The organism is Kineosporiaceae bacterium (genome assembly GCA_016713225.1).
In the GTDB taxonomy this organism is placed as follows: domain Bacteria; phylum Actinomycetota; class Actinomycetes; order Actinomycetales; family Kineosporiaceae; genus JADJPO01.
This window is the reverse complement of sequence record JADJPO010000011.1, coordinates 352,861-376,204: the sequence shown is the minus strand read 5'-3', so window position 1 is coordinate 376,204 and position 23,344 is coordinate 352,861. Positions and strand designations below refer to the sequence as shown.

At 71.6% G+C, this 23,344-nt stretch carries 23 protein-coding genes; 14 read left to right on the top strand and 9 right to left on the bottom strand.

The window, feature by feature from the left end; translation table 11 throughout:
- The first annotated feature begins 6 nt into the window (after positions 1 to 6).
- The gene (locus IPK24_24450) at positions 7 to 402 is read left to right on the top strand and encodes a zf-TFIIB domain-containing protein (protein ID MBK8078607.1); all 396 of its coding nucleotides are present in this window, start codon (positions 7 to 9) and stop codon (positions 400 to 402) included.
- Between the two features lie 37 nt (positions 403 to 439).
- On the opposite strand, the gene IPK24_24445 is transcribed toward IPK24_24450, so the two are convergent.
- Positions 440 to 1,318 (bottom strand): NUDIX domain-containing protein, encoded by an 879-nt coding sequence (locus IPK24_24445; GenBank protein MBK8078606.1) that lies wholly within the window; start codon positions 1,316 to 1,318, stop codon positions 440 to 442.
- A 96-nt stretch (positions 1,319 to 1,414) separates the two neighbouring features.
- Between IPK24_24445 and IPK24_24440 the strand changes: the two genes are divergently transcribed.
- Together IPK24_24440 and IPK24_24435 are read left to right on the top strand one after the other, a co-directional pair.
- Complete coding sequence (locus IPK24_24440; protein ID MBK8078605.1) at positions 1,415 to 2,080, top strand: hypothetical protein; 666 nt, start codon at positions 1,415 to 1,417, stop codon at positions 2,078 to 2,080.
- 17 nt (positions 2,081 to 2,097) lie between these two features.
- On the top strand, positions 2,098 to 2,952 hold the full coding sequence (locus IPK24_24435) for a PHP domain-containing protein (protein ID MBK8078604.1): 855 nt from the start codon (positions 2,098 to 2,100) through the stop codon (positions 2,950 to 2,952).
- 79 nt (positions 2,953 to 3,031) lie between these two features.
- On the opposite strand, the gene IPK24_24430 is transcribed toward IPK24_24435, so the two are convergent.
- A complete protein-coding gene (locus IPK24_24430; protein MBK8078603.1) occupies positions 3,032 to 3,835 on the bottom strand; it encodes a DUF2236 domain-containing protein in 804 nt (267 codons plus the stop codon).
- A 138-nt stretch (positions 3,836 to 3,973) separates the two neighbouring features.
- Positions 3,974 to 4,714, bottom strand: coding sequence for a CAP domain-containing protein (locus IPK24_24425; protein MBK8078602.1), 741 nt, complete (start codon positions 4,712 to 4,714; stop codon positions 3,974 to 3,976).
- A 198-nt stretch (positions 4,715 to 4,912) separates the two neighbouring features.
- On the opposite strand from IPK24_24425, the gene IPK24_24420 reads away from it, so the two are divergent.
- The 6 genes from IPK24_24420 (at position 4,913) to IPK24_24395 (ending at position 12,685) form a co-directional block, all read left to right on the top strand.
- Complete coding sequence (locus IPK24_24420) at positions 4,913 to 5,728, top strand: ParA family protein (GenBank protein MBK8078601.1); 816 nt, start codon at positions 4,913 to 4,915, stop codon at positions 5,726 to 5,728.
- A gap of 217 nt (positions 5,729 to 5,945) precedes the next feature.
- Positions 5,946 to 9,302: a hypothetical protein gene (locus tag IPK24_24415; protein MBK8078600.1), complete on the top strand. Its 3,357-nt coding sequence runs from the start codon at positions 5,946 to 5,948 to the stop codon at positions 9,300 to 9,302.
- A gap of 41 nt (positions 9,303 to 9,343) precedes the next feature.
- On the top strand, positions 9,344 to 10,732 hold the full coding sequence (locus IPK24_24410; GenBank protein MBK8078599.1) for an amidase: 1,389 nt from the start codon (positions 9,344 to 9,346) through the stop codon (positions 10,730 to 10,732).
- Entirely contained in the window at positions 10,732 to 11,367 is a 636-nt protein-coding gene (locus IPK24_24405; GenBank protein MBK8078598.1) for a TetR/AcrR family transcriptional regulator, read from the top strand. Before IPK24_24410 ends, IPK24_24405 begins: the two co-directional genes overlap by 1 nt.
- A 99-nt stretch (positions 11,368 to 11,466) precedes the next feature.
- Positions 11,467 to 11,934: a hypothetical protein gene (locus tag IPK24_24400; GenBank protein ID MBK8078597.1), complete on the top strand. Its 468-nt coding sequence runs from the start codon at positions 11,467 to 11,469 to the stop codon at positions 11,932 to 11,934.
- Positions 11,935 to 12,070: 136 nt separating this feature from the next.
- Complete coding sequence (locus tag IPK24_24395; GenBank protein ID MBK8078596.1) at positions 12,071 to 12,685, top strand: collagen-like protein; 615 nt, start codon at positions 12,071 to 12,073, stop codon at positions 12,683 to 12,685.
- Positions 12,686 to 12,744: 59 nt separating this feature from the next.
- On the opposite strand, the gene IPK24_24390 is transcribed toward IPK24_24395, so the two are convergent.
- Entirely contained in the window at positions 12,745 to 14,484 is a 1,740-nt protein-coding gene (locus IPK24_24390; protein MBK8078595.1) for a DEAD/DEAH box helicase, read from the bottom strand.
- A gap of 161 nt (positions 14,485 to 14,645) precedes the next feature.
- On the opposite strand from IPK24_24390, the gene IPK24_24385 reads away from it, so the two are divergent.
- Positions 14,646 to 15,314 (top strand): hypothetical protein, encoded by a 669-nt coding sequence (locus IPK24_24385; GenBank protein MBK8078594.1) that lies wholly within the window; start codon positions 14,646 to 14,648, stop codon positions 15,312 to 15,314.
- A 29-nt stretch (positions 15,315 to 15,343) separates the two neighbouring features.
- Here the strand turns inward: IPK24_24385 and IPK24_24380 are convergent, their stop codons facing one another.
- Entirely contained in the window at positions 15,344 to 15,568 is a 225-nt protein-coding gene (locus IPK24_24380) for a DUF3107 domain-containing protein (protein ID MBK8078593.1), read from the bottom strand.
- A 37-nt stretch (positions 15,569 to 15,605) separates the two neighbouring features.
- Positions 15,606 to 16,208, bottom strand: coding sequence for a TetR/AcrR family transcriptional regulator (locus tag IPK24_24375; GenBank protein ID MBK8078592.1), 603 nt, complete (start codon positions 16,206 to 16,208; stop codon positions 15,606 to 15,608).
- 177 nt (positions 16,209 to 16,385) lie between these two features.
- Here IPK24_24375 and IPK24_24370 point away from each other — a divergent pair, with 177 nt between their 5' ends.
- Both IPK24_24370 and moeB read left to right on the top strand, forming a co-directional pair.
- Positions 16,386 to 17,342, top strand: coding sequence for a DUF3152 domain-containing protein (locus IPK24_24370; GenBank protein MBK8078591.1), 957 nt, complete (start codon positions 16,386 to 16,388; stop codon positions 17,340 to 17,342).
- Positions 17,343 to 17,393: 51 nt separating this feature from the next.
- A complete protein-coding gene (moeB, locus tag IPK24_24365) occupies positions 17,394 to 18,617 on the top strand; it encodes a molybdopterin-synthase adenylyltransferase MoeB (GenBank protein ID MBK8078590.1) in 1,224 nt (407 codons plus the stop codon).
- 19 nt (positions 18,618 to 18,636) lie between these two features.
- Here moeB and IPK24_24360 read toward each other — a convergent pair whose 3' ends face one another.
- Together IPK24_24360 and IPK24_24355 are read right to left on the bottom strand one after the other, a co-directional pair.
- The gene (locus IPK24_24360; protein ID MBK8078589.1) at positions 18,637 to 20,940 is read right to left on the bottom strand and encodes a beta-propeller domain-containing protein; all 2,304 of its coding nucleotides are present in this window, start codon (positions 20,938 to 20,940) and stop codon (positions 18,637 to 18,639) included.
- Positions 20,941 to 21,094: 154 nt separating this feature from the next.
- Entirely contained in the window at positions 21,095 to 21,793 is a 699-nt protein-coding gene (locus tag IPK24_24355; GenBank protein MBK8078588.1) for a DUF4386 family protein, read from the bottom strand.
- A 153-nt stretch (positions 21,794 to 21,946) separates the two neighbouring features.
- Between IPK24_24355 and IPK24_24350 the strand changes: the two genes are divergently transcribed.
- Positions 21,947 to 22,633, top strand: coding sequence for a TetR/AcrR family transcriptional regulator C-terminal domain-containing protein (locus IPK24_24350; protein ID MBK8078587.1), 687 nt, complete (start codon positions 21,947 to 21,949; stop codon positions 22,631 to 22,633).
- A gap of 11 nt (positions 22,634 to 22,644) precedes the next feature.
- On the opposite strand, the gene IPK24_24345 is transcribed toward IPK24_24350, so the two are convergent.
- A complete protein-coding gene (locus IPK24_24345) occupies positions 22,645 to 22,899 on the bottom strand; it encodes a CDGSH iron-sulfur domain-containing protein (protein MBK8078586.1) in 255 nt (84 codons plus the stop codon).
- A 30-nt stretch (positions 22,900 to 22,929) separates the two neighbouring features.
- Here IPK24_24345 and IPK24_24340 point away from each other — a divergent pair, with 30 nt between their 5' ends.
- Positions 22,930 to 23,244, top strand: a complete 315-nt coding sequence (locus IPK24_24340) for an MGMT family protein (GenBank protein MBK8078585.1) — start codon at positions 22,930 to 22,932, stop codon at positions 23,242 to 23,244.
- The last annotated feature ends 100 nt before the right edge of the window (positions 23,245 to 23,344 follow it).

The window sequence follows — 23,344 nt, the reverse complement described above, 5'->3', positions numbered from 1 at the left end:
GACGCGATGAGTGAGACCCCGCACTACGGCACGCCACCGCCGCACGGCACCCCGCCGGCCTACGGCACGCCGCCCGGCCACGGGCAACCGCCGGGGCAGCCGACCACGGCGCTGGTGTGCCCCAAGTGCCGCGCCACGATGCGCACCTACGAGCGCAACGGCGTGCACATCGACCAGTGCGAGGGATGCCGCGGCATCTTCCTCGACTTCGGTGAGCTCGATAGCCTGCTGCAGTTGGAGAGCCGGCTGACGCCGCAGCACCAGCCCGCACCGCAGTACCAGCAGGCGCCGCAGTACCAGCAGGCGCCACCGCCCGGGTACTACTCCGGCCCGGCCTGGGGACACCACGGCGGGCACCACTACCGCAAGGGCGGCTTGTCGCGATTGTTCTTCTCGAGCTGAGCCCGCCCTGACCGGCCGATCGGCCGGCCGGCTTCGGTCAGCCCTCCTGGTCGGAGTTCCCGTTGTCCGGTTTCGGCACGAACTTCTTCTCGACGGTGGCCCAGGTGCTGCTCCACTGGACGAGCGGCTCGAGGATGCTCTCGAGCACTCCGAGCTGCTCGTCCAGGGCGCCCAGTTGACCCTGCATGGCCTGGACGCCGGCGCGTTGGGCGCTCACGGCCGTCGAGATCGCCGCGAGCTGGGCGGCGGTGAGCGCGCCGGGCATCGGCGGCAGCGTCACCCCGGGTAACGAGCGCAGCGCCGCGGGGATCGGCAAGGAGTCGGCCATCTTGCCCAGTCCGGTGAGCTGATCGGTGACCCCGCGCAGCTGGGACATGAACATCTGCAGCGGGTCGTAGCCCTGCGATCCGCCCGGCGCGCTCGATTCGTCCGCCATGTCGGTCTCCCTGGTCGTGGTGGGGGACAGCCTCACACCGTCACGCGGGGCAGCGCCAGATGGCAACGCGCCCCATTCCTGCAGTACCTCGAACAACCCCGGGGCCAGGTGGCCTCGTGCGGCCACCAGCGCTGCCGCATCGAACCACGCCGCGTCGTCCGCGTCGTCGCCGGCTCGGAGCGTGCCGCCGAGCAGCCGGCAGCGGAAATCCTCGATCACAAAAGTGCCACCACTCGGTGCCGCCCGTTCCACGGTGACCAGCAGAGCGAGCGGCTCGACGTCCAGGCCGGTCTCCTCCCGGACCTCCCGGACGACGGCGGCGCGCGCCGTCTCGCCGGGTTCGACCTTGCCGCCCGGCACCGACCACGTGCCACGGGCCGGCTCGTGCCCGCGCTGGACCAGCAGCAACCGGCCTGCCGCGTCGTAGATCAGCGCTCCGACACACGGGATGTGCGGCGATGGCGCGCTCGATCCGGTCACGGGTGAAGTGTCTCAGGGCGTCGACCGGACCAGCCCCGTCAGGGCGCGGCCCGTGCGGTCCTTGACCGGACCCGGACGGCGGAGCAGTGTCACACCGTGAGCTCATCGCGCTCCTGCCCCCGCTGTGGTCACGCCGTCCGTGCACCGGGCCTGTGGTCCGACGCCTGGTCCTGTCCCGACCACGGGGCGATCGCGCCGGTGCACCCCGCGATCGTCGGGTCCGATCCGGCGCTGGCCCAGGTCGCCGCCCGCTCACAGGTGCCGCTGTGGCTGCCGTGGCCGTTGCCCCGTGGCTGGTTGATCTCGGGCGTGCAGTACGCCGGTGACGAGCACTCCGGCCCGGTCGCCACCGCGCTGGCGCTGTCCGGCCCGAATCCGCTGGTGCTCGACGACGAGGACTGTCTGGCTGCGGATCTGGTGGTCGTGGCCGAACAACCCGGCGTGGGGTTCGCTGCCCGGTTGGCGGGGCTGGCCGGGCTCGACCCGGGGCCGACGATCGCGGCCAAGCCATCCGATGCTCACCTGGCCGCCGCGGGTCATCTCACCCCGATGTGGTCGTTCGCGGTCGGCCCGGCGGATCCCAGCGATGCCCGGGCCGGGGTGGTCTACGTCGGTGAGGCCCTCGGCGAGTGGTTGTGGGTGATCACCTGGCCACGCCCGGCCAGCGCGGTCCTCCTGGAGCAGTTCGCCCTGGTGGACCTGCGCGACCCGCAGCACACCTACGCCCTGCCGTACGGGGCCTTGACCCCGCGCCTGGGCTGAGCCGGATCGGCCGTCCGGTGCGCATCGATCTCCATCTGCACTCCACCGCCTCCGACGGCACCCAGCCGCCGGCCGAGGTGATCGCCGCAGCGGCGGCAGCCGGCCTGGACGTGGTCGCGCTGACCGACCACGACACCGTGGCGGGTTGGGCCGAGGCGGCCGTGGCCGCCCGGGTCCACGACGTCGTCCTGGTTCGGGGGGTGGAGCTGTCGTGCCAGTGGCGAGGCATCGGGGTGCACCTGCTGAGCTACCTGCACGACCCGGACGACGGCGCGCTGGCCGCCGAGATGGCCCGCACCCGGGACGATCGGGTCGGCCGGGCGCAGCGGATGGTGGAGCTGATCTCCGTCGACTATCCGCTGACCTGGGAGGACGTTCTCGGGGCCACCCCGGAGGACGCCACCGTCGGTCGCCCGCACATCGCCGACGCGCTGATCGCCCGAGGCCACATGGCCTCGCGTGACGAGGCCTTCGGTGCGGTGCTGCGCACCGGGTCGCCCTACTACGTCCGACATTACGCTCCGGACCCGATCGCCGCGGTACGGCTGGTGCGGGCCGCCGGCGGAGTGCCGGTCATGGCCCACCCCCGGGCCGCTCGGCGCGGCCGAGTGGTGCCGGACGAGGTGATCGCCGCGATGGCCGAGGTCGGGCTGGCCGGGTTGGAGGTCGATCACCGCGATCACCTGCCCACCGAGCGGGAGGCGCTGCGATCACTGGCCGCCGATCTGGGGGTGTTCGTGACCGGTTCCAGCGATTATCACGGCGCCGGCAAGGTCAACCGGATCGGTGAGAACCTCACCGCCCCAACGGTTCTCGAAGCCCTCGAGGCAGCTGTGACGGCCACCCCCGTCCTCCACCCCACCCCGCGGTGATCATGCAATCCGTGCACGTTTCGTGCACGGATTGCATGATCACCGCGGGGTGGGGTGGGGTGGGCGGGTGTCAGGGCTGTCAGCGGAGGGTGGCGCGCAGTGCCTTCAGCCCGAGCGTGGTCGCGGCGTCCGCCAGTCCGGCCGGTCCGGGCAGATCACCGATGGCGTAGATCCGGCGTGCCCAGGGCGGCAGTGCGGCGTAGGCGAGACCGGCTACCACGGCCCAGGCCGGCCGGGGCTGTCGGACCCGGCCCATGGGGCCGGTGAAGGCGGCGACCGGGGTCGGTAACAGATGCTGCGGCACCGGGTTGATCACCTGCTTGGCTGCCCGGCGAGCCGCCGGACTGCACTCGAGCACCGGGCGGACCGCGGCGAAGTAGTCGAGCAGCCCGGCGCGGTCGCGCGGTACCTCGTCGGGTTCGAGGCCGACCAGCATGGCGGAATTGACCTGCTCGGCGATGTAGCTGTCCTGTTCGGCGGGCGACAGCCGCAAGCCGGCCCGGGTGGTGACCTCGAGGAACGAGGCGACCATGCAGCTGTGCACCCAGGCGAGCAGTTGGGGATCGTCGGCCGAGTAGGGGGCGCCGTCCGGGGTGGTGCCGCGAATACGAGCGTGGACGGCGCGCACCCGCGACCCGGCGAACATCGCCTCTGTCGCGGTGCCGAACGTGGCCACCCCGACGAACTCCGTGGTGCGGGTGAGCCGGCTCCACGGGTCGTCGCTGTAGTTGGAGTGCTCGTCGATGGCGGCCATCGCGGCCGGATGCAGCGCCTGCAGCAACAGGGCACGCATTCCCGCCAGGCCCATCAGGGGCTCGGCGTGCACCCGCCAGGTCACGCTGTCGGGGCTGAACAGCCCTGTGGCGCCCCGGGTCCGCGTCATGACAACCAAGGGTGACGTGTCATCGGCGAGTTCGCACGGCCACCGGGTCACCGGCGCGTCCGGTGGTCGCCACGGCCTGACGTGCGGTCCGCTCGCCGGGGCCACCGAACCGTGCTCCCGGCGAACGTCGGCGATGGGTCAGTAGTCGATGGTGATGGCCGCGACCGCTCGGCCGTTCCGCCAGACGAATGCACCGCCGGCGCTCGTGGAGGAGGCGTAGGTCAGAGCGGTCCGATGGCCCGGGCTGGTGAACCATGCATCCAGGATGTCCTGCACCGTGTGGCCGGCGGCGGGGCCGCCCCAGAGCACCTCATGACCACAGTGCTGCAGCGTGCCGGCGATCAGACTGGTGCGCGAACACGACGCCGCCTGATTGGACAGTGGCCGGCTGTACCCGACCGGGGGCAGGCCGAGGGCGATCCGACGCAGGTTCAGTTCCGCCACGAACTCCTCGCGCCACTTGATGTCCGGGCTGTTGGTCGCCGCCGGCGGGGCAGGCGCCGCGGTCCGGCTGGCCGTCGCCGCGTCGGACGTCGTCCCGTCAGTTTCCCGAACCCCGCCGGCGGCCGGTGTCGTGATCACGCCTGCCGCCGCGCCGGACCGAACGCTGGTGGGGTTCGGGCTGGGCCGCCCCGCCTGGGCGGCGGCCGATCCCACCGCCGTGGCCGCGGGGGTCCTGGTCGGGACGCGGGCGGGGGGTGAGATGGGGGACGGGGTGATGACGGCCCCGGTGTCCACCGCCGCCGCGGTCGCCGCGCCGGACGCGGCCGACTCGGTGGCCACGACCTGGTCTGATGCCGTGACGACCTGGGTCCCGCTCGGGTCCGCGTCGAGAGACCTCAGGAACAGCGCTGTGGCGCCCCCGCCGAGGGCTGCCATCACGGTCACCACGGCCGCTGCGAGCCACCGAGGCCTCTGGCGTGACCGCGTGGAATGACGCACCACGCACGACTCCTCGCTCTTTGTCGGCCGAAGGCTATGCGGTGGAGCCGGCGCATCGCCTCAATGGCTGCTTAAGTGAGCCTGAGCACGTGGCGACGACCTGGGCAGACGCCACGGGCGGGCACAATGAGCGCCATGGGTCGGGTCGTGGCGGTCGCCAATCAGAAGGGCGGGGTGGCCAAGACCACCACCGTCGCCAGCCTCGGCGCGGCATTCGCCGAACAGCAGATGCGCGTGTTGCTGGTCGACCTGGATGCGCAGGCCTGCCTGACCTTCTCGCTCGGCGTCGACCCGGACGAGTTGGAGCAGAGTGTCAACGAGGTGCTGCTCGGCACGGCGGCCGCCCGTGACGTGATCATGAGCGTGGCCGACGGGGTCGACCTGTTGCCCTCGACCATCGACCTGGCCGGCGCCGAGGCGGCGCTGCTGGGCCGGCCGGGACGCGAGTTCGCGTTGCGCACGGCGCTGGCCGATGTGGTCGACGACTACCAGGTGGTGCTGCTCGACTGCTCGCCCTCGCTGGGGGTGCTGACCCTGGCTGCGTTGACCGCTGCCCAAGAGGTGATCATCCCGTTGCAGTGCGAGATGCTCAGCCATCGTGGGGTGGGGCAACTGCTCGACACCATCACCGATGTGAAGCGGCTGTTGAACGCCGGCCTGCTCATCCGGGGCATCCTGCCGACGATGTTCGACGGCCGGACGACGCATGCGCGGGCCGTGCTGGCCGACGTCGCCGGGCGTTACGACCTGCCGGTCCTCGAACCGCCGATTCCGCGATCGGTGCGGTTCGCCGAGGCGCCTGCCGTCGGTCGTTCGATCCTGGTCACCGCGGCGGGATCGACAGGGGCACAGGCGTATCGTGAGGTCGCGGTCGTGCTGGCGGCAGCCTGGGCACGTCCCCGGCGAGCCCCCCGGGGACGGCGCCGCGCCGCGGACCCGCCGCGCTCCTGAGCCCTGGTGTGCGGTCACGCCGGTCGACCCGCTCTGATCGGCGACCGGATCCGCGCACGGCGATCTTCACGATGCTCTCGGGTGCCTCGCGCCCGAGGCCCGGTGGCTGAGCCACGCGAGTGATTCGGGGCTGCGGTGCTCCAGCTTCGGCGGGGGCTGCCGTCGGTAGGTAGTGACGGTTGGCGTCCGCCACGTCCTACGGCGGGAGGCCCGGACGATGCACCCTGGCCGGTGGCTCACCGTCGTCGTCGCGGGCGTGGTGGCGGCCGGGGGAGCGGGCCTGCGGTACGACGGTGCCCGCAACGGTGGGCCGGTGGCTGCCCCCGCACCGCCTACTGCCTCGTCGACCTCGTCCGCTGTGGCGAGCTCCACCGCGAGGGCCACCGCCGTGCCCAACGTGCCTGCGGTGACCCCGGCGAGCACCACAACCACCGAGACCACCACAACCACCACGACGACCACGACCCGGCGGGCGGGCCGTGCCGGCGATCGGTCACGGCCTGCCCGCGCACTGTCCCCGGCAGCGCTGGCTCGCGCCAACCCCGGCCTGACCCCATCCCAGATCGCTCGGGTGCGGGGCGACGCCGCAGCCCGGGCCGACGCTGACGGGGTGGTGTTCTTCCGCGACCCCGAACCCCACCTCGAAGCTCACCTCGAATCACGCCCCGACGCTCTCGCCGTACCCGAGCAGCGGCGGCCGCAGGCCCTCGGCGGGATCGCGTTGGCGCGGGTGAAGCGGTTCGGCGAGGTCGACGTGCCGGCAGCTGCGGAGCCTGCCCTGTCGAGTCGTCCCGGAGCGGCACACACGATCTACCTCGACTTCGGCGGCGAGACCCTGGTCGACACGGCCTGGAACTCGGTCGATCTGCCCCGGCTCCACGTCCCGGGGCTGGACCGCGACGGCGACCCGGCGACCTTCGACGCCTACGAGCGTCAGCTGATCCGGGACACCTGGCTCGAGGTGGCCGAGGACTTCGCCCCGTTCGCCGTCGACGTGACCACGGTCGACCCGGGGGATGCCGCGATCGATCGCACCAGCGTCCAGGACCTGAACTACGGCGCTCACGTGATCATGGGGGACGACGCACCGGACGGATTCGACACCGGCGGCGCCATCGGCCTGGGCTACGTGGGCACCTTCGACCTGCCCGGCGTGCAGCCGTACTACAAGCACGCGCTGTGTTTCTACGGCGGGGGGCAGTGCGCGTCGCACGAGGTCGGCCACCAGCTCGGTCTGTCGCACGACGGCATCGTGACCGGGGGCAGCTCGCAGCCCTATCACTTCGGTGACCACCGGTGGGGTCCGATCATGGGCGGAGCCGGCGGGTACGCCACCATCCGGCAGTGGTCCCGGGGCGACTACACGGGGGCGACGAACACCGAGAACGACCTGACCCTGATCGCCGGCAACGGTCTGGCCACGGTGACCGATGACTACCCGGCAAGCCATCTCGACGCGCCGACCATCGATGCGTCGACGGGTGCGACAGGTCTGATCACCGCCGGCACCGACGTCGACGTGATGCGCCTGACCCACCCCGGCGGAGCCTTCGAGCTGCGGGTCCAACCCGATGCCGGACACGGCAACCTGGACGTCGAGGCCGCACTGCTCGATGCGACCGGTGCTCTGATCAGCGGCCCTACGGTCGGGGGTGCGGTGCTGGTGCAGGCCACCAACCCAGCCACCGAGAGCGCTCACGGCCGTTCGCACGGGCTCGCGTCCCGACTGAGTGCGGCGAGCCTGCCCGCGGGTACCTACCACCTGACCGTGCGCGGTTCCGGGGCGCCGGCCACCAGCACCCCGTATGCCAACCTGGCCTACTCCAGCTACGGCAGTCTCGGACGCTACGTGGTCACCACGGGGGCGCCGGTGGTCTCGCTGCGTGCCGTGGCCTCGGGCTCGGAGCTGGACCCGACCACGCCCCTGGCGCCGACGCTCACCGTGCAGGGCGAGTCGCTGACCTGTGTCGTGGCCGACTGCGAACGCGCCGTGCCCTACGACCCCGAGACCGTCGTGACGATCACCGCGGACCCGCTGTCGAACGGGTGGTTCTTCGCCGGCTGGGCCGGTGACTGCGCCGGGGTGGTCTCGAGCACGTGCCGATTGCGAGCCGATCGCCACCTGGCGGTGCAGGCGATCTACGGCCCACCGCGCCGGTTCACGGTTGAGCTGCACGGTGACCTGGGCTTCTACCGGGACGCCGCACGCATGAGTGCCGATCACGCCCAGCCGGTCGGGTGGACCTCCGCCGAGCTGGGCACGACCACCACCTGCTCGCCCGGTGGGCCGGCCACCCCGATCCGGTGCGAGTCGCTGCACCCGCTGGGCGATCAGATCGAGCTGGACGGCGGCCACGGCGACACCCGTACCCTGCTGGCCCTGTTCGAGGACGGCGGGCTGACGCACGCGTGGAGTGAGCCGGGCCGGACCCTGCCGGACAGCGTCATCGTCGACGGCGACCGGACGCTGGTCGGCGTGTGGGGCAACTCCGCCGCCGCAGACCAGGTCATCGACGCCACCACGGCGGGGTCGGGGCAGGGCACCGTGGTGGGTACGGGCAGCCGGACCGACTGCGGTGCAGTCTGTTTCGACGCCGTGCCGAAGGCTGTGCCGCTCACCTTCACCGCCGATCCCGCCTGGGGTTCCTCGTTCCACAGGTGGGGTGGGCGATGCGCCGGACAGATCGGGCTCACCTGCACCATCACCACCGACGCCGGGGCCGATGCGCCGTACACCGCCGTGCACGAGGTCACGGCGTTCTTCAGCGCGTGGACCCCTCGGGCGCCCACGATCGCGGGTGTCGTGGCCGGCAACGGCTCGGCCGTGGTGCGGGTGGTGCCGGCCGCACTCGGCCCGGCCGCCGGCCAGGTGGAGGTGAGCACCGTCGGTGGGAACCAGCGGTGCACCACCACCATCGTGACCGGGACGCCGTCGTGCACCGTCATCGGGTTGGTCAACGGCCGGGGCTACCAGTTCGTCGCCGCTGCGAGCAACGACCACGGCGTCTCGGCGCCGTCCGCGCCGTCCGCACTGGTGACGCCGGTGGGCGCCCCGAGCCCGCCGCGCGCCGTGGCCGCCATCCCCGGTGTGGGAGCGGCGAGCCTGGCGTGGGCCGCCCCGAGCTCGACCGGTGGCGTTGCGGTCACCCGATACCTGGTGCGCCACGGCACGCGAAGTTGGACCACCACGGCGGCCCGATTCGTCGTGCCCGCGCTGGCGAACAACGCCTGGCAGACCGTGTCGGTGCAGGCGATGAACGCGGTCGGCTGGTCGTCCGCGGCAAGCCTGCGGTTCTGGATGCCGCCGGTGGCCCGGGTGACGGCCAAGGCGGTCGGTGGTGCCGGCAGGCTGTACCTGGACGTCGCGCCCGACAAGGGGGCCGGCTATTGGGTGGTGCGGGTGCAGCAGCGTGCCTCGAACGGAACCTGGGCCACCCTGAGCGCCACCTGGACCACCCAGGGCAGCACCGAGACCCGCACCATCGACCTTCCCCGGGGCACCTACCGGGTGGTGGTGCCCTCGCGGTACGGCCACCTCGCCGGGGTCAGCGGCGCCGTGACGCTGACGCGGTAGTGCGGATTGCCAATAGCGATTTCATCATTCACTATTGAGTGATGCTGATCGATGAGGATGAGTACCGCGCCTGGGACGGCGTGGAGCTGGCCCGCCTGGTGCGCGCGGGTGAGGTGTCCGCAACCGACCTGACCGAGACCGCGTTGGGTCTGCTCGAGGCCCGCTCCGACCTGAACGCGCTGGCCTACCGGGTCGATCCGGTGGGGCAGCCGGCGACCGCCGGGGTGTTCGCCGGGGTGCCGTTCGCCGTCAAGGAGCTGCTGGCCTGGCCCGGGTTGCCGTGGACGATGGGCTCGCGCCTGCTGGCGAACAACCCGGCGCCGGGCCTGTCGCCCTACGCAGAGCGACTGCGGGACGCCGGGCTGACCGTTCTGGCCTCGACCACGAGCTCCGAGTTCGGGTTGCTGGGCAGCACCGAGACGGCATTGCACGGCATCACGAGAAACCCTTGGCGGGCAGGGGTCTCCGCTGGGGGATCGTCGGGTGGTTCGGCGGTGCTGGTGGCTGCCGGCGTGGTGCCGATGGCTCATGGCAGTGATGCCGGTGGCTCATTGCGGGTGCCGGCGGCGTTGAACGGCATCGTCGGCTTCAAGCCGTCAGGGGGGCGGTGTCTGCCGACCGGCCCGCAGGCCTCTGGGCTGCAGGCGCTGGTCACCGACCACGTCATGACCCGTTCGGTGCGCGACAGTGCCCAGCTGCTGGCAGTCACCGAACGAACCGGTCCGGACGCCGTCCATGCCCCGATCGGGGTGATCGACGGACCGAGTCCGGCGCGGTTGCGGATCGGCGTCCTGGCCTCGACGCTGACCGGGCGTGAGCCGGACGCCGTGGTACGGCGCGAACTCGACCGGGTGGCGGCACGGTGCGCCGCGCTCGGCCACGAGGTCGAGCTCGCGGTGGCGCCGGGCATCGATGGCGCGGGTCTGAGTCGGGGCTTCTTCACCGCGGCGGCGCTGACCATGACGATGATGGCGCAACTGACGACGTCGATGCGGGGCTTCCCGCCGGTCGAGGGTGAGGTCGAGCCGTTCACCCTCGAGTTGATCGAGTGGGCGAGAACCCTTGGCCCGCAGGCTCAGAGCGACAGTGAGCAGGCATTGGCCGACGCCGCGCGCACGTATCTCACGCTGTTCGATCGCTACGACGTCGTGCTCAGCCCCACCCTCGCGGTGGCCTCGTGGCCGATCGGGTACCTCGACCCCGGCGCCGGTCGTGACGTGCTGATCGACCGCACGGAGCGCGTGGTCGGGTACACCCCGATCCACAACCCCGCGGGCTGCCCGGCGATGACCCTGCCGCTGGGCTGGGACGACGGGCTGCCGATCGGGCTGCACTTCGCCGCGGCCCCTGGTGCGGACGCCCTTCTGCTGGGCCTGGCCTACGAGCTGGAACAGGCTGCGCCCTGGGCCGATCGGCGTCCGGGCCGCTGATGGCCCAGGTCCTCAAACCCGAGGTCCGCGCCCGCATCGAGGCGGCGGCGCTGGCCTGTTTCGCGCGGTACGGATACGAGGGCACCACCATGGCGCGCATCGCCGCCGCCGCCGAGACCGCCACGGCCAATGTCTACCGCTACGTCGACTCCAAGGAGGCGCTGTTCGCGGTCGTCGTCCCGGCCGATCTGCCGGTGCGCCACGACGCCCTGTTGGACGCCCGGATCGAGACCCTGGGCGCTCGTGCCGCAACCGCCGGCTCGGCCGCCGGGGAACTGCTCGATTTCTGGCTCGCGCATCGCCTGGCCATGGTGGTGCTGCTCGACCGCGCCGAGGGCACGCCGTACGCGGACTATCCCGCGACGTTCGTGGCGCGGCTGGTCGATCACTCCGAGCGGCTGCTCGACGTCCCGCTGTCGTCGGTGCATCGCGAGATCCTCACCCTGGTCTTCGACAACACCCGCCGCGCCCTGGCCCGGATCCTGATGTCGGGCAACGACGCCGAGCACGTCGGCGACCTGGTGCGGGCGTTCTGGAGTTATCAGCTCCCGGGCCTGGACGGTCTGCTGGACTTCATCCGCGCCGAGCGTTCACACCCCAACCTCGGTGATCATGCAATCCGTGCACGCTCGTGAAAGCATTCACGAGCGTGCACGGATTGCATGATCACCGAGAGACTCGCGCCAGGGTGGGGCGAGGGAGACCGCGGCAGCCGACTGAGACGTGGAGATGAGATGACGGCACTGTCCGGCCCACCGGCGGCCCTGGATCGTGCGCTCACCGAGGCAGTCACGGCCGCCCATGCCAACGCACAGGCCCAGGACGACGACACCGAGCAGCGCCTGGTCGATGCACTGGGCAGGCTCGACCGGTCCGACCCGCACCAGCTGCACCGGCTGCTGACCGCCACGGTGCGCCCCGCCCTCGAGGCGCGTCACCCGGACGGCGTCACGGGCGATGATCTCGCGATCCTGCTCGGCGAGGTGGGACGGTCGGACCCCACCGCGCTCGCCGTGGTGCTCACCGGTGCGTTCGGGGTCGTGGTCGAGGCCGGCGAGGTGCCCGAACTGCAGGTGGCACCGGCCGAGGTCACCCAGGCAGCCGTGGTGCTGTTGGCGCACCTGGTGCCCACGGCCCGCGACCTGCGCCGCGTGCTGGACGCCGCCTGGCTCGAGATCGCTCGCGCCGATCACCAGGACTGACGGGCGGCGTCCGGTCGGCGGGCGATGTCAGCCGGCTGTCGCCACCAGCCGAGCCGTTGTGCCCAATCCGGACGTCTTCGACTCACCTATGCTCTGAAATGTCGGACAGGTCTTGTTTCCGAGGGAGATGAACCTGATGTCGACATTCCACGGCGACGACGAAGACCGGCGCCTCACTCACACACTGGTCCGCAGGATTGTCGCGCGTCCCGGCGTCGCCGCACTGGTGACGTTGAACGTCGTGACGCTCGGCGCGCTGGGCGCGGGGGTGTCCCAGGCCGCCTCCACTCGCGCCGTCTACGTCAAGTCGGGCACCGGCGCGCTGTACTACCTGACCAAACCGGCCCCCGGCTACTGGGGACCGATCTCGATCACCGGCCCCACCGGACCGCAAGGCCCGCAGGGCGTTCAGGGCGTTCAGGGCGAGCGTGGCCCGCGCGGCCCCAAGGGCGACAAGGGCGACCCGGGTAACAGCAACTTCTACCTGAAGCAGATCTCGGTTCACCTGACCTCGGCCAGCGCGGCCTCGCAGACCGTGACCATGACCGGCGTGCCCAAGTTCTCGATCAGCAACCCGGAGAACACCACGCCGTTGACCAACGCGGCCGGTGCACCGCTCGGCTCGACGATCACCGTGACCCGCCAGGCCCCGGCCGCCGGTGCCACGACCCGGTCCTTCACCGTGACCCAGACCGGGCTCGGCTCCAACGCGTTCGACCTGACCATCACGGTCTTCGGTGGAACCCCGTAGCCGATCCGTGCCAGGGCCGAACGGTGATGCTGCGCTCGCGTCGACCGCGAGGCGTCAGCTCACTCGGTCGTTGCCGGCGACTTGGCGCCGCCGCGGCGACGACGGCGACGACGGGGCTTGGCGTCCGAACTCTCGGACGCCGCGGCTCCGTTGTCGCTGCCGCCCGCGGGTACGCCCTCGTCGGTTCCCGCAGTGCCGGTGGCGACGCCGTCCATCGTCTGGCCGCCCCGGGTGCGACGACGCTCACGCTGACGCCGCGGCCGCGGAGCCTCGCTCGATTCGCCCACCTCGCCGGACGCGCCGGCCTCGCTGTCGCGACCGGGGCCACGCCCACCGTCGCGGCCGCCGTCCCGTCCGCGGCCACTGTCCCGTCCGCGACCACTGTCCCGTCCGCGACCACCGTCGCGGCCCCGGCCACCGTCGCGTCCCCCACCACGGGGGCGGGCACCGGTCTCGCCGAGATCCTCGACCTCTTCGGCGCCGAGCCCGGCACGGGTACGCGCGCTACGGGGCAGCGTGCCTCGGGTGCCCTCGGGGATCTCGAGGTCGCTGAACAGGTTCGGTGAGGAGGAGTAGGTCTCCGGCGGCTCGGGCAGGCCCAGCTCGAGCGCCTTGTCGATCAGGCCCCAGCGCATCAGCTCGTCCCAGTCGACGAACGTCACCGCGGTGCCGGTGTTGCCCGCCCGGGCGGTGCGCCCGGTGCGGTGCACATAGGTCTTCTCGTCCTCGGGGCACTGGTAGTTGATCACGTGCGTGACGTCGTCCACGTCGATGCCGCGAGCGGCGACATCGGTGGCCACCAGCACGTCGACCTTGCCGTTGCGGAACGCCCGCAACGCCTGCTCGCGAGCGCCCTGCCCCAGGTCACCGTGAATGGCGCCGACCGCGAAGCCGCGCTCGGTCAGCTCATCGGCGACCTTGCTCACGGTCCGCTTGGTGCGGGCGAAGATCATGGTCAGGCCGCGGCCTCGGGCCTGCAGCATGCGCGCCAGCATCTCGACCTTGTCGAGCGCGTGCGCGCGGTAGGCGAACTGGGTCACCGCCTTGACCGTGGCGCCGGTGTCGTCGGGGGAGTGCGCCTGGATGTGCGTCGGCTGGGTCATGTAGCTGCGCGCCAGCGCGACCACGGCCGAGGGCATCGTGGCCGAGAACAGCATGGTCTGCCGCCCCGCGGGGGTGTGCGCGAGGATCCGCTCGACGTCCGGCAGGAATCCCAGGTCGAGCATTTCATCGGCCTCGTCGAGCACGACGATGCGCGCGTTGCCGAGGTCGAGGTGCTTCTGCTGGGCCAGGTCGAGCAGCCGGCCGGGAGTGCCGACGACGATCTCGATGCCCTTCTTGAGGGCCTCGATCTGCGGCTCGTAGGCGCGCCCGCCGTAGACGGTGAGCACGCGCGCGTTGCGGCCGGTGGCCGCAACGCCGAGGTCGTTGGCGACCTGGACGGCGAGCTCACGGGTGGGGACGACGACCAGTGCCTGCGGCTTGTTCGGCGCCAGCAGGTCCTCGAAGCCGGCCTCGCCGGGGCCGATCACGCGCTGCAGCAGCGGGATGCCGAAGCCGAGGGTCTTGCCGGTGCCGGTCTTGGCCTGGCCGATGATGTCGTGCCCGCCGAGGGCGACCGGCAGGGTGAGGGCCTGGATGGGGAAGGCATGGGTGATGCCGACCCTCTCGAGCGCTGCGGCGATCTCGGGCTGCACGCCCAGATCGGTGAAGAGTGGCGGCTCGAAGGCGTTCTCGGCAGGGGCTTGCGCCTCCGCCTCGATCAACTCGGCCTCACTCAACGTGTGTTCGGTTGTCACGCGATGAACCTTCTGTTCGTGGCGGGGGCCGCACGCCGTCCGTCTCGGACGGCGGGCCTTGCATCCGCTGCTGGTCGGAGCCGATCGTCATCCGACCGGTCATCCGTGTACGGGTTGATCCTACCTGCTGGGATGCGCTATCGGCTGGATACGCTCAGCACATGAGCGATGCGGGCGAATCGATCGACACCGAGGCCGTGGTGGACCTCATCGGGGCGCTGGCCTATGGCCAGCTGACGGCCTTCTTCCACCTCACCCGGGACGCCGAGCGCGCGCCGACGCTGGCTGCGCGCGCCGAACTCGCCCGGCTGGCGGTGCAGGAGTTCACCCGCTACGAGGTGCTGGTCAAGCGACTGACCTCGATGCAGGTGACGGCCGAGGTGGCGATGCAGCCCTTCGTGGCCGCGCTGGACGGCTTCCACGAGCGCACCGCCCCGGCCGACTGGCTCGAGGGACTGGTCAAGGCCTACGTCGGTGAGGGCATCGCGGCCGACTTCTACCGCGAGATCAGCGTCTTCCTCGGCTCCGATGTGCATGCCCTGGTCAGTGACGTGGTCAGCGACGACGGCCAGGCGCAGTTCGTGGTCTCACAGGTCCGTGCGGCGATCGCCGAGGATCCACGGCTGTCCGGCCGGTTGGCGTTGTACGGCCGCCGCATGGTCGGTGAGGCGCTCAGTCAGGCCCAGCGGGTGGCCGCCGACCGCGACGCCCTCACCTCGCTGTTGCTGGGCGCCGGGCCATCGGCCGACCTGGCCGAGCTGGTCAAGATGTTCGGCCGGCTCACCGAGGCGCACAGCCGGCGCATGGCGCGCCTCGGCCTGGCCGCCTGACCACGCTGACCACCCTGACCAGGGTGGGTTCAGGCGCCGCCGAAGCCGACCCGGCGCGTCTCGGCGGCGCCGATCTCGACGTACCCGATGCGGGTGCCGGGCACGAGGACGAGGCGTCCCTTGTCGTCGGTCAGGCTCAGCATGCCGCCCGACTCGACCGCCGCTGCGACCTGCTCTGCCACGGCGTCGGGAGTCAGCTCGCTCTCGAGAACCACTTCGCGGGCGACTTCCCGAATGCCGATCTTGACCTCCACCGCAGGTGACCTCCTGATCGCGACGACTGTGTTGCCGTCAGGCTAACGGACCCGGGGTGGCTTCGTTCTTCGGGAAACCCCGGATGCCGCGCCAACAGAGTTGCGCGATGAGGCGACCCGCGACGTCCTGGGGGACGGCTTGTCCGGTTTGCAGCCAGTACCGCGCCGAGACCTGGGCCATGCCGGCCAGGGCCACCCCGAGCAGTTCGGCCTCCTCGCGGGCCAGTCCGGTGTCCTGACCGATCACATCGGCGAACAGGCCGCTGCACTCGTGGGTGACCCGATCGATGATCTCGCGGACCTCGGCGTCGTTGGTCAGGTCGCTCTCGAAGATCAGCAGGAACGCCTCGCTCTCGTCGGCGATGAACGAGAGATAGGCACCCAGCGTGGCGGCGACCCGGTTCTTGTTGTCCGTGGTGGAGGTCAGCGCCTCGCGGACGGCGTCCACCAATTGCTGGGTGTGCTCCGTCAGCAACGCCAGGTAGAGATCGCGCTTACCTGGGAAGTGCTGGTACAGAACGGGTTTGCTCACACCCGCCCGCTCGGCGATCTCATCCATGGCGGCGGCGTGATAGCCCTGGGCGACGAACACCTCGCGCGCGGCTCCCAAGAGTTGGGTGCGACGTGCGTCCCGCGGCATTCGGGTGCCCTTGGCGGGAATGTCCTGTGTCGTCACGCGTCGTCCCTTTCCTGCCCACCCGAGCTTCGGGGGCGTCGTGGCGTGGTCATCGTACCCGGGGCGAATCGGCGTCGCCGGGCCTGCACCAACCGTGCGTTGTGTCCGGACGGCGCGCGCTCGTCGTGCGATGATCCGGTCGTGCCGCAGTTCCCGCCCGTTCCCTCGCCACGCCGCGAGGTGAATCGCCCCCGCCGCAATCCGGTGTTCCTCGGGCCGGTGGCGCTGCGGACGCTCGCGGCGTCGTTGGCCCTCCTGGTCGTGGCGGCCGTGTGGGGCATGGTGCGCCCGCACGGCGCGTCGTCCGAGACCGTGACCGCGTTGGCGCCCGTGGTGGCACCGGCACCCTCACCCTCGTCCTCGACGCCCCCGATGTCGTCACCTGCTCCGTCGGTGGTCGAGGCCTCGACCGCGGCGGGCGCCGCGGTGGCGGGAGACATCACGGGTGGCGGACCGGAGGGCGAGTTCTCCTCGACCTCGGTCAGTGAGGCCGAGGCGGCCGATGCCCCGGTGTCCGCGGTCTCCTCGGGCGGGCTCACCGCCGCGGACCGTGCCGCGGGCCTGCGCAGCACCGCCGTCCCGCAGCGTGGCCCAGGCACCCTGGTGGTCGTGCCCGGGGGAGCCAATGCACCCGGCAAGGGCACGGTCTACCGGGTGCGGGTCGAGATCGAGAAGAACCTGAACGTCGACGGGCAGGCCGTCGCGGCGACCGTGATGGCCACCCTGAACGACTCGCACAGCTGGGGTCACGGCGGCCGGATGACCTTCGCCCGGACCTCCGGCAAGGCCGACATCCGGGTCGTGCTGGCCACTCCGCAGACCTCGGCCAAGATGTGCGCGCCGCTGGTGACCCTGGGCAAGGTGTCCTGCGCCCAGGGCAACGCCGCGATCCTGACCTACTTCCGTTGGGTCACCGGCACCCCCGACTACGGCGCCGATCGCACCGGGTACCGCCGCTACCTGGTCAACCACGAGGTCGGCCACGTGCTGGGCCATCACCACGAGTACTGCCCGGGCAAGGGCAAGCGGGCACCGGTGATGATGCAGCAGACCAAGGGACTGCTCGGGTGTGTCAAGAACAGCTGGCCCTTCCCCTGATCACCGCGTGGGTGGGCTCGCGGGGCCGCGACGATCGGTCAGACTGAGCCGGTGAGCCTGCCCCCCCTGGTCGAGCCGGTCCCCGAGCTGACCCCGGCCGAGATCGCCCGGTACTCGCGGCACGTGATCCTGCCCGACGTGGGCCTGACCGGGCAGCGCCGGCTGCGCGCGGCCCGGGTGGGCGTGGTCGGTGCCGGTGGGTTGGGCAGTCCGACGCTGCTCTACCTGGCCGCTGCCGGGGTGGGCACCCTGGGCGTGATCGACGCCGACACGGTCGACGAATCGAATCTGCAGCGCCAGGTGATCCACGGTCAGTCCGACCTCGGCCGGCTCAAGGTCGACTCCGCAGCAGAGGCCATCGCCGAGGTGAACCCGCACGTCGAGGTGGTACGCCACGCCGTCCACCTGGATGCGGGCAACGCCCTCGACGTGCTCACCGGGTACGACCTGGTGCTCGACGGCACCGACAACTTCGCCACCCGCTACCTGGTGGCCGACGCCTGCGAGCTGCTCGGTGTCCCCGAGGTGTGGGGGTCGATCTTCCGGTTCGACGGCCAGGTGAGCGTGTTCTGGCGCGATCACGGGCCGGTCTACCGCGATCTGTTCCCGCAGGCGCCGCCCCCCGGTGCGGTGCCCTCGTGCGCCGAGGGTGGCGTGCTCGGGGTGCTGTGCGGCGCGATCGGGTCGGTGATGGCCACCGAGGCGATCAAGTTGATCTGCGGCATCGGTGACCCCTTGGTCGGCCGGCTGATGGTCTTCGACGCCCTGGCGATGACCTGGCGCACGCTGCGGGTGCAGCCCGACCCCGAGCGCACCCCCGTGACCGAGCTGATCGACGACCCGTTCGCCTGTGCGGTGCTGCCCGCCGCGCCGCAGGGCGAGACGATCGACGCCGCGGCGCTCGCGACGATGCTGGCCGAGCGGGACGCCGGGCTGCGCGACTTCGTGCTCGTCGACGTCCGCGAGGCCCACGAGGTCGAGGTGGTCACCATCGACGGCTCGGTGCTGGTGCCGGTCGGGCAGTTGGTGGACGGCGACGGCACGCCTCGGGCCGAGGGACTGGCCCGGCTGGACGAGCTGTCCCGCAGGAACGGCGCGGACGGCGATTCGGGCGGCGGAGCGCGGCGTCCGGTGGTGCTGTACTGCAAATCCGGTGGTCGCTCGGGTCGTGCGCTGGCCGCGCTGCATGCCGCCGGTCGCACCGATGCGGTGCATCTGGACGGCGGCGTGCTGGCCTGGGTGCGCTCGGTCGAGCCCCACAAGCCCGTGTACTGACGCCACTGAGCCCGGTGCCTCACCCGGCGAACGGGGTGTAGCCCACCCGCTGCAGCGTGCTCACGTCGTGACCGCTGATCGCCCCGGCCCCGATCGACCAGATGGTGCCGCCGTCGACCAGGGTCCGGCGCGGGGTGTCGGTCATCATCAGCGCCTCGAACCCCGCGCTGCCATTGGTCACCGGGCCGTTGGTGTGCATGCGCAACATCGTGGGCTCACTCAGCCGGGTGCCGGTGAGACGCACCGCCATCACCCCGGCGTCGTAACTGCCCTGAGTGGTCTCGGAGGTCATGCGCTGGAACGGGATCAGCACGAGGTCGCCGGCCAGGGTGAAGGCATGGTGATCGCCCTGCGCATCCGAGAACGCTTGCGGCAGCTTCACTTTCGCGATCCGCTGGGGGTCGGTCGGGTCGTGGACGTCGAACAGTGACAAGGACAGCCCGGTGACGCGCCCGGCGTCTGTGGCGTCCTGGCCGACCCCGAGGAGCAGGCCGTCCCCGGCGGGGTGAAGGTAGGCCGAGAAGCCGGGCAGTTTCAGCTCGCCGGTCAGCTTCGGGTGCGCCGGGTCGGACAGGTTGAGCACGAACAGCGGGTCGGTCTGGCGGAAGGTCACCACGTAGCCGACCGGGCCGACGAAGCGGACGGCGTAGATCTGCTCGCCTCGCCCGAGACCGTCGATCTCACCGATGCGCACCAGGCGCTCGCCGTCCTGGCGCAGGGTGGTCACCCGGCTGCCCGGGGCGGCAGGCGAGGCCGCCGGTGAGGCAGCGGCGTCCGCCATCGGCTGCGCCTCGGCCACCCCCACCGGCATGCCCCAGAAGCCGGAGGCGTCGGTGGTGGCCACCCGCAGGACGCCGTTGTGGGCGTCCATCGAGAACTGGTTCAGCAGGGTTCCGGTGACGCTGCCGCTGGCCAGGTACCGGCCCCGGTCTCGACCCGAGGTGTCGAAGGCGTGGATGGCCGTGGTCACCGCGGCGGGTCCGCCGCGCGGGACGATGCCGCCCACCACCCCGCCCGGCATCGACGTGGTCGCCACATACGTGCGGTCGGCGGTGGCGTAGACCGTGCTACCGCTGGCGATCACCGCGGTGGTCTGCCACTCGGCCAGGCCGTGGCTGCGCAGGTCGAGGGTGAGCATGCTGAGGGTCTGTACGCCGGATGGCTCCGCCGGAGCAGCCACCTCGGTGCAGTCGAGCAACCGGCCGGACGACGTGGTGCCGTCGGACTCGGTCAGGTCGTAGTGCGGCAGCCAGTCGTCGATGGTCGAGGCTCGCACCCGCGCCGTGTTGCGCTCGGTGGCCTGCTTCTCGATCGCCTGCGGGTCGGTCGGGGCGCTGGTGCCGGGCGGCGCGAGCGTGCTGCCGGAGGAGCTGTCCGGCGCCACGGACGACTCGCTGCTGGTCGGCGTATCGGGCATCGGGGCGATCGGGTAGGGGTTCTCGAACGAGAGCCGGGGCCAGCTGGTGATGGCCAGCCGCGCCACGCCGTCCACGGACCGGGCCCCGGCCACGGAGCCGTCGACGGTCAGGGTTCGCACCCGACGGGGACGGGTGGGGTCGGTCAGATCGATCTGGTCGAGTCGCGTGCGGCCGATGCTCGGGGTCGGCATCAACCGGTCGGCGACCCCGCCTTTCGTGACGGTGGTCGCCAGCATCTCGGGGGAGCTGCCGATCAGCAGCACGGTCCGACCCTCGACGAGGAGGGAGGTGGGCCACCAGCCGACCGCCAGGCGACCGAGGCGGACGGCGGCGCGGTGGTTGGCGGTCGCCGGCGGGGTGCGCAGCACGACGAGGGCAGGGCTCGAACCCCGGGGGTCCTGGCTCACCGTCACGATCAGGTCGCCGGCGCGCTTGACCAGGTCGGCTTCGTCCACCCCGGCGACCTGCACGTTCGTGCCGGTCTCGGACGTCGATCCGGTGGACGACGAGCTGTCCGCCGCCGATCCGGCGGGTGCTGCGGCCCTGGCCTCGGCCGAGGCCTGCGGCCCACCGGACAGATTGGCCGACTCCCTGGCCAGCACCCCGGGGTACATCGGGCCGCCGAGCCCCCAGGGGCCGACCAGGGGCAAGGCCGTGGTGCGGTAGTGGTCGAGCAACGCCGGGCAGGAGTCGAATGTGCTCAGCGCCACGGAGGCCGCGTCGTCCAGGATGGCGGAACCCGGGGTTGCCCCGGAGGTGGGGGTCGCGGTGTTGTTCCCCACCGATCCGGCGCCCATCGCGATCGCGAGCCCGACGGCGGTCGCCGCCGCCGCGCCCGAGACCAGCCCGGGAATCAGCCAGCGGGAGCGAGTGCGCCGTCGGGATCGCTCGACGTGATCGGCCATTGAGTGCCTCCGAGTGCCGCGCGGATCGGGTATCGGCGGTTGGTGCCGGGGTGATCCGCGCCCCTGGGACGCTACGGCTTCGGGTTCGGTTCCCGCGAGGACGCAGAGGCCGGCCCTGGACGACGACGCGCGCCGTCGTCCAGGGCTGTCGGGCTCACACCGTGATCGGTTCGACAACTCGCGGCATCGGCTGCCTGCTGGTGCGCAACAGGGAGATCCCGAGCCAGGGGAACCACACCAGCTGGAGCAGACCGAAGACGTACACCGCCGACTGCAACGGCGGGATCACCGAGATCAGACCGGCGATGCCGACCACGAGTCCCAGCCACCCGAGCCGGCGAGGCAGCACCCCGCGCAGCCCGGCGATGGTGACGAGCAGGACCCACAGCCCGCCGAGCAACTCGCCGTCGGCGCCGCCGAGGCCCTGGGTGACGGGCTCGATCGCCTGCCACAGGGACGTCGCGCGACCCGGATCGGTGGGGTAGATGTCGACGACGGCGCCCATCCCGGCGTTGAAGATCAGGCCGCTGGCCAGCAGGGCGGTACCCCACAGCACCCCGACGACCGCAGCGATGCGTCCGAGCACCGGGGCGGCGGTCCGCAATCTGTCGTGGAGTGCAACCGCCAGGACGGCGAGCACGATGCCGAACACGACGTACGTGGCGAGGTACGCGGCCTGCATGGCCCAGCGGTGGGTCGCCAGCATCGTGACCTTCTCGGCCGGCGTCTGCTCGTCCAGGTCCCCGGCGAAGTAGAAGATCGGCATCGCCGCCAGGTAGGCGGCGGCCAGGTACAGGGCGGCCACGCCGCCCACTTTCTGCAGGGTGATGGCTGATGTCTCGGAGGTCCTCACGGCTCGCTCCCCTCAGGGTGGCAACGTCTTCGCGGCACGCTGTCCAGATGTTTTTACTTACGATGTAAGTGTGCTACTTACTACGTAAGTCGTGTCGGGTCGATGGTCCTCCGTTGGGCCGGTCGGGACGGCCGGGTGACACGGAGGAGAGCGATGGGTCGGCGTGCCGGCGTCGGGGACCCGGGCAGGCCGCGCCTGAACCGGGATCGCGTCCTGCGCGCTGCGCTGGAGCTCGCCGACCAGGAGGGGATCGCCGCCGTCACCATGCGCGAACTGGGCCGGCGGCTCGGTGTCGAGGCGATGTCGCTCTACAACCATGTGACCACCAAGGACGACGTCCTCGACGGCATCATCGATCTGGTCGTTGCCGAGATCGAGCTGCCCGCCGGCGAGGTCGACTGGCACGAGGCGATGCGGCAGCGAGCGGTCTGGGCGCGGGACGCCTTCGCCCGCCACCCGTGGGCCGGCGCGCTGATCGACACCCGGCAGACCAGCGGACCGGGCAGATTGCAATACCTCGAGTGGGCGATCGGCACCCTGCGGGAGGCCGGGTTCACCATCGAGTTGGCGCTGTTCGCCCTCTCGGCGATCGACAGCTACATCTACGGCTTCCTGCGACAGCAGCAGGGCATGGCGGCTGGCCAGGCCGACACCGAGGAGTCCGCCGAGGCCTTCCTGGACGCGATCCCCGCCGACCGGTTCCCGCACGTTCGCGAGATCACCGGCCATGTACTGCGGCACGGCTACGACCCGACCGCGGACTTCGACTTCGGCCTGAACCTGATCCTCGACAGCCTCGAGCGGCGACTGGGCGCAGTGCGGCCGGATCGAGGCCGATGACGGCGGGCCGGTTACGCGGCGGGCAGGCTCGGCCCCGGGTCGCTGAAGCCGATGCGCTTGTGCGAGCCATCGCAGAACGGCTTGCTCTCGCTGGCCCCGCAACGGCACAACGCCACCCGCTTGGCCGTCTTGATCAGCTCGCCGGCGGCGTTGCGGATCTCGATCGTCCCGACCAGCATGTTGGGACCGTCGACACCGACGGTGATCACGGTGGGGGTGGGCTGCTCGACGGTGGGGTTCTCGGTGTCGGGGCTCTGCTCGCTCATGGGCGCAGCGTACGCACCTACCCTGAGCGGGTGGAGGAGCTGCCCGACTACGCCGCGGCGGTACTCGACGTGGTCGAGGCGATCCCGCCCGGGTCGGTGATGACCTACGGGGACGTCGCGGAGTACCTGGGCGCCGGCGGACCCCGCCAGGTCGGGGCGGTGATGTCTCGATGGGGTGGCGCCGTCAGCTGGTGGCGGGTGCTCAAGGCCGACGGGTCCCCGCCGCCCGGACACGAGCGCGAGGCGCTACGGCACTACCGCGCCGAACGCACCCCGTTGCGCGCCGGCGGAACCCGGGTCGACCTGGTCCGTGCCCGGTGGGACGGCGCGTCGTCCGGCGGGTAGGCCGGTCATCACCGCGAAACCCGGTTCCGACCTGGGCTGCCACGCCGATGCCGGTCAGTTGTCGGTGGGGTGTGGTGGGATCGATCCCGTGACGACAGGG

Bases quoted from the DNA above. Each gene is read 5' to 3' on its own strand.
- IPK24_24450 (MBK8078607.1), top strand. From the start codon at position 7: ATGAGTGAGACCCCGCACTACGGCACGCCACCGCCGCACGGCACCCCG.
- IPK24_24430 (MBK8078603.1), bottom strand. From the start codon at position 3,835: ATGACGCGGACCCGGGGCGCCACAGGGCTGTTCAGCCCCGACAGCGTG.
- IPK24_24425 (MBK8078602.1), bottom strand. From the start codon at position 4,714: ATGGCAGCCCTCGGCGGGGGCGCCACAGCGCTGTTCCTGAGGTCTCTC.
- IPK24_24420 (MBK8078601.1), top strand. From the start codon at position 4,913: ATGGGTCGGGTCGTGGCGGTCGCCAATCAGAAGGGCGGGGTGGCCAAG.
- IPK24_24415 (MBK8078600.1), top strand. From the start codon at position 5,946: ATGCACCCTGGCCGGTGGCTCACCGTCGTCGTCGCGGGCGTGGTGGCG.
- IPK24_24410 (MBK8078599.1), top strand. From the start codon at position 9,344: ATGCTGATCGATGAGGATGAGTACCGCGCCTGGGACGGCGTGGAGCTG.
- IPK24_24405 (MBK8078598.1), top strand. From the start codon at position 10,732: ATGGCCCAGGTCCTCAAACCCGAGGTCCGCGCCCGCATCGAGGCGGCG.
- IPK24_24400 (MBK8078597.1), top strand. From the start codon at position 11,467: ATGACGGCACTGTCCGGCCCACCGGCGGCCCTGGATCGTGCGCTCACC.
- IPK24_24395 (MBK8078596.1), top strand. From the start codon at position 12,071: ATGTCGACATTCCACGGCGACGACGAAGACCGGCGCCTCACTCACACA.
- IPK24_24385 (MBK8078594.1), top strand. From the start codon at position 14,646: ATGAGCGATGCGGGCGAATCGATCGACACCGAGGCCGTGGTGGACCTC.
- IPK24_24375 (MBK8078592.1), bottom strand. From the start codon at position 16,208: ATGCCGCGGGACGCACGTCGCACCCAACTCTTGGGAGCCGCGCGCGAG.
- IPK24_24360 (MBK8078589.1), bottom strand. From the start codon at position 20,940: ATGGCCGATCACGTCGAGCGATCCCGACGGCGCACTCGCTCCCGCTGG.
- IPK24_24350 (MBK8078587.1), top strand. From the start codon at position 21,947: ATGGGTCGGCGTGCCGGCGTCGGGGACCCGGGCAGGCCGCGCCTGAAC.
- IPK24_24345 (MBK8078586.1), bottom strand. From the start codon at position 22,899: ATGAGCGAGCAGAGCCCCGACACCGAGAACCCCACCGTCGAGCAGCCC.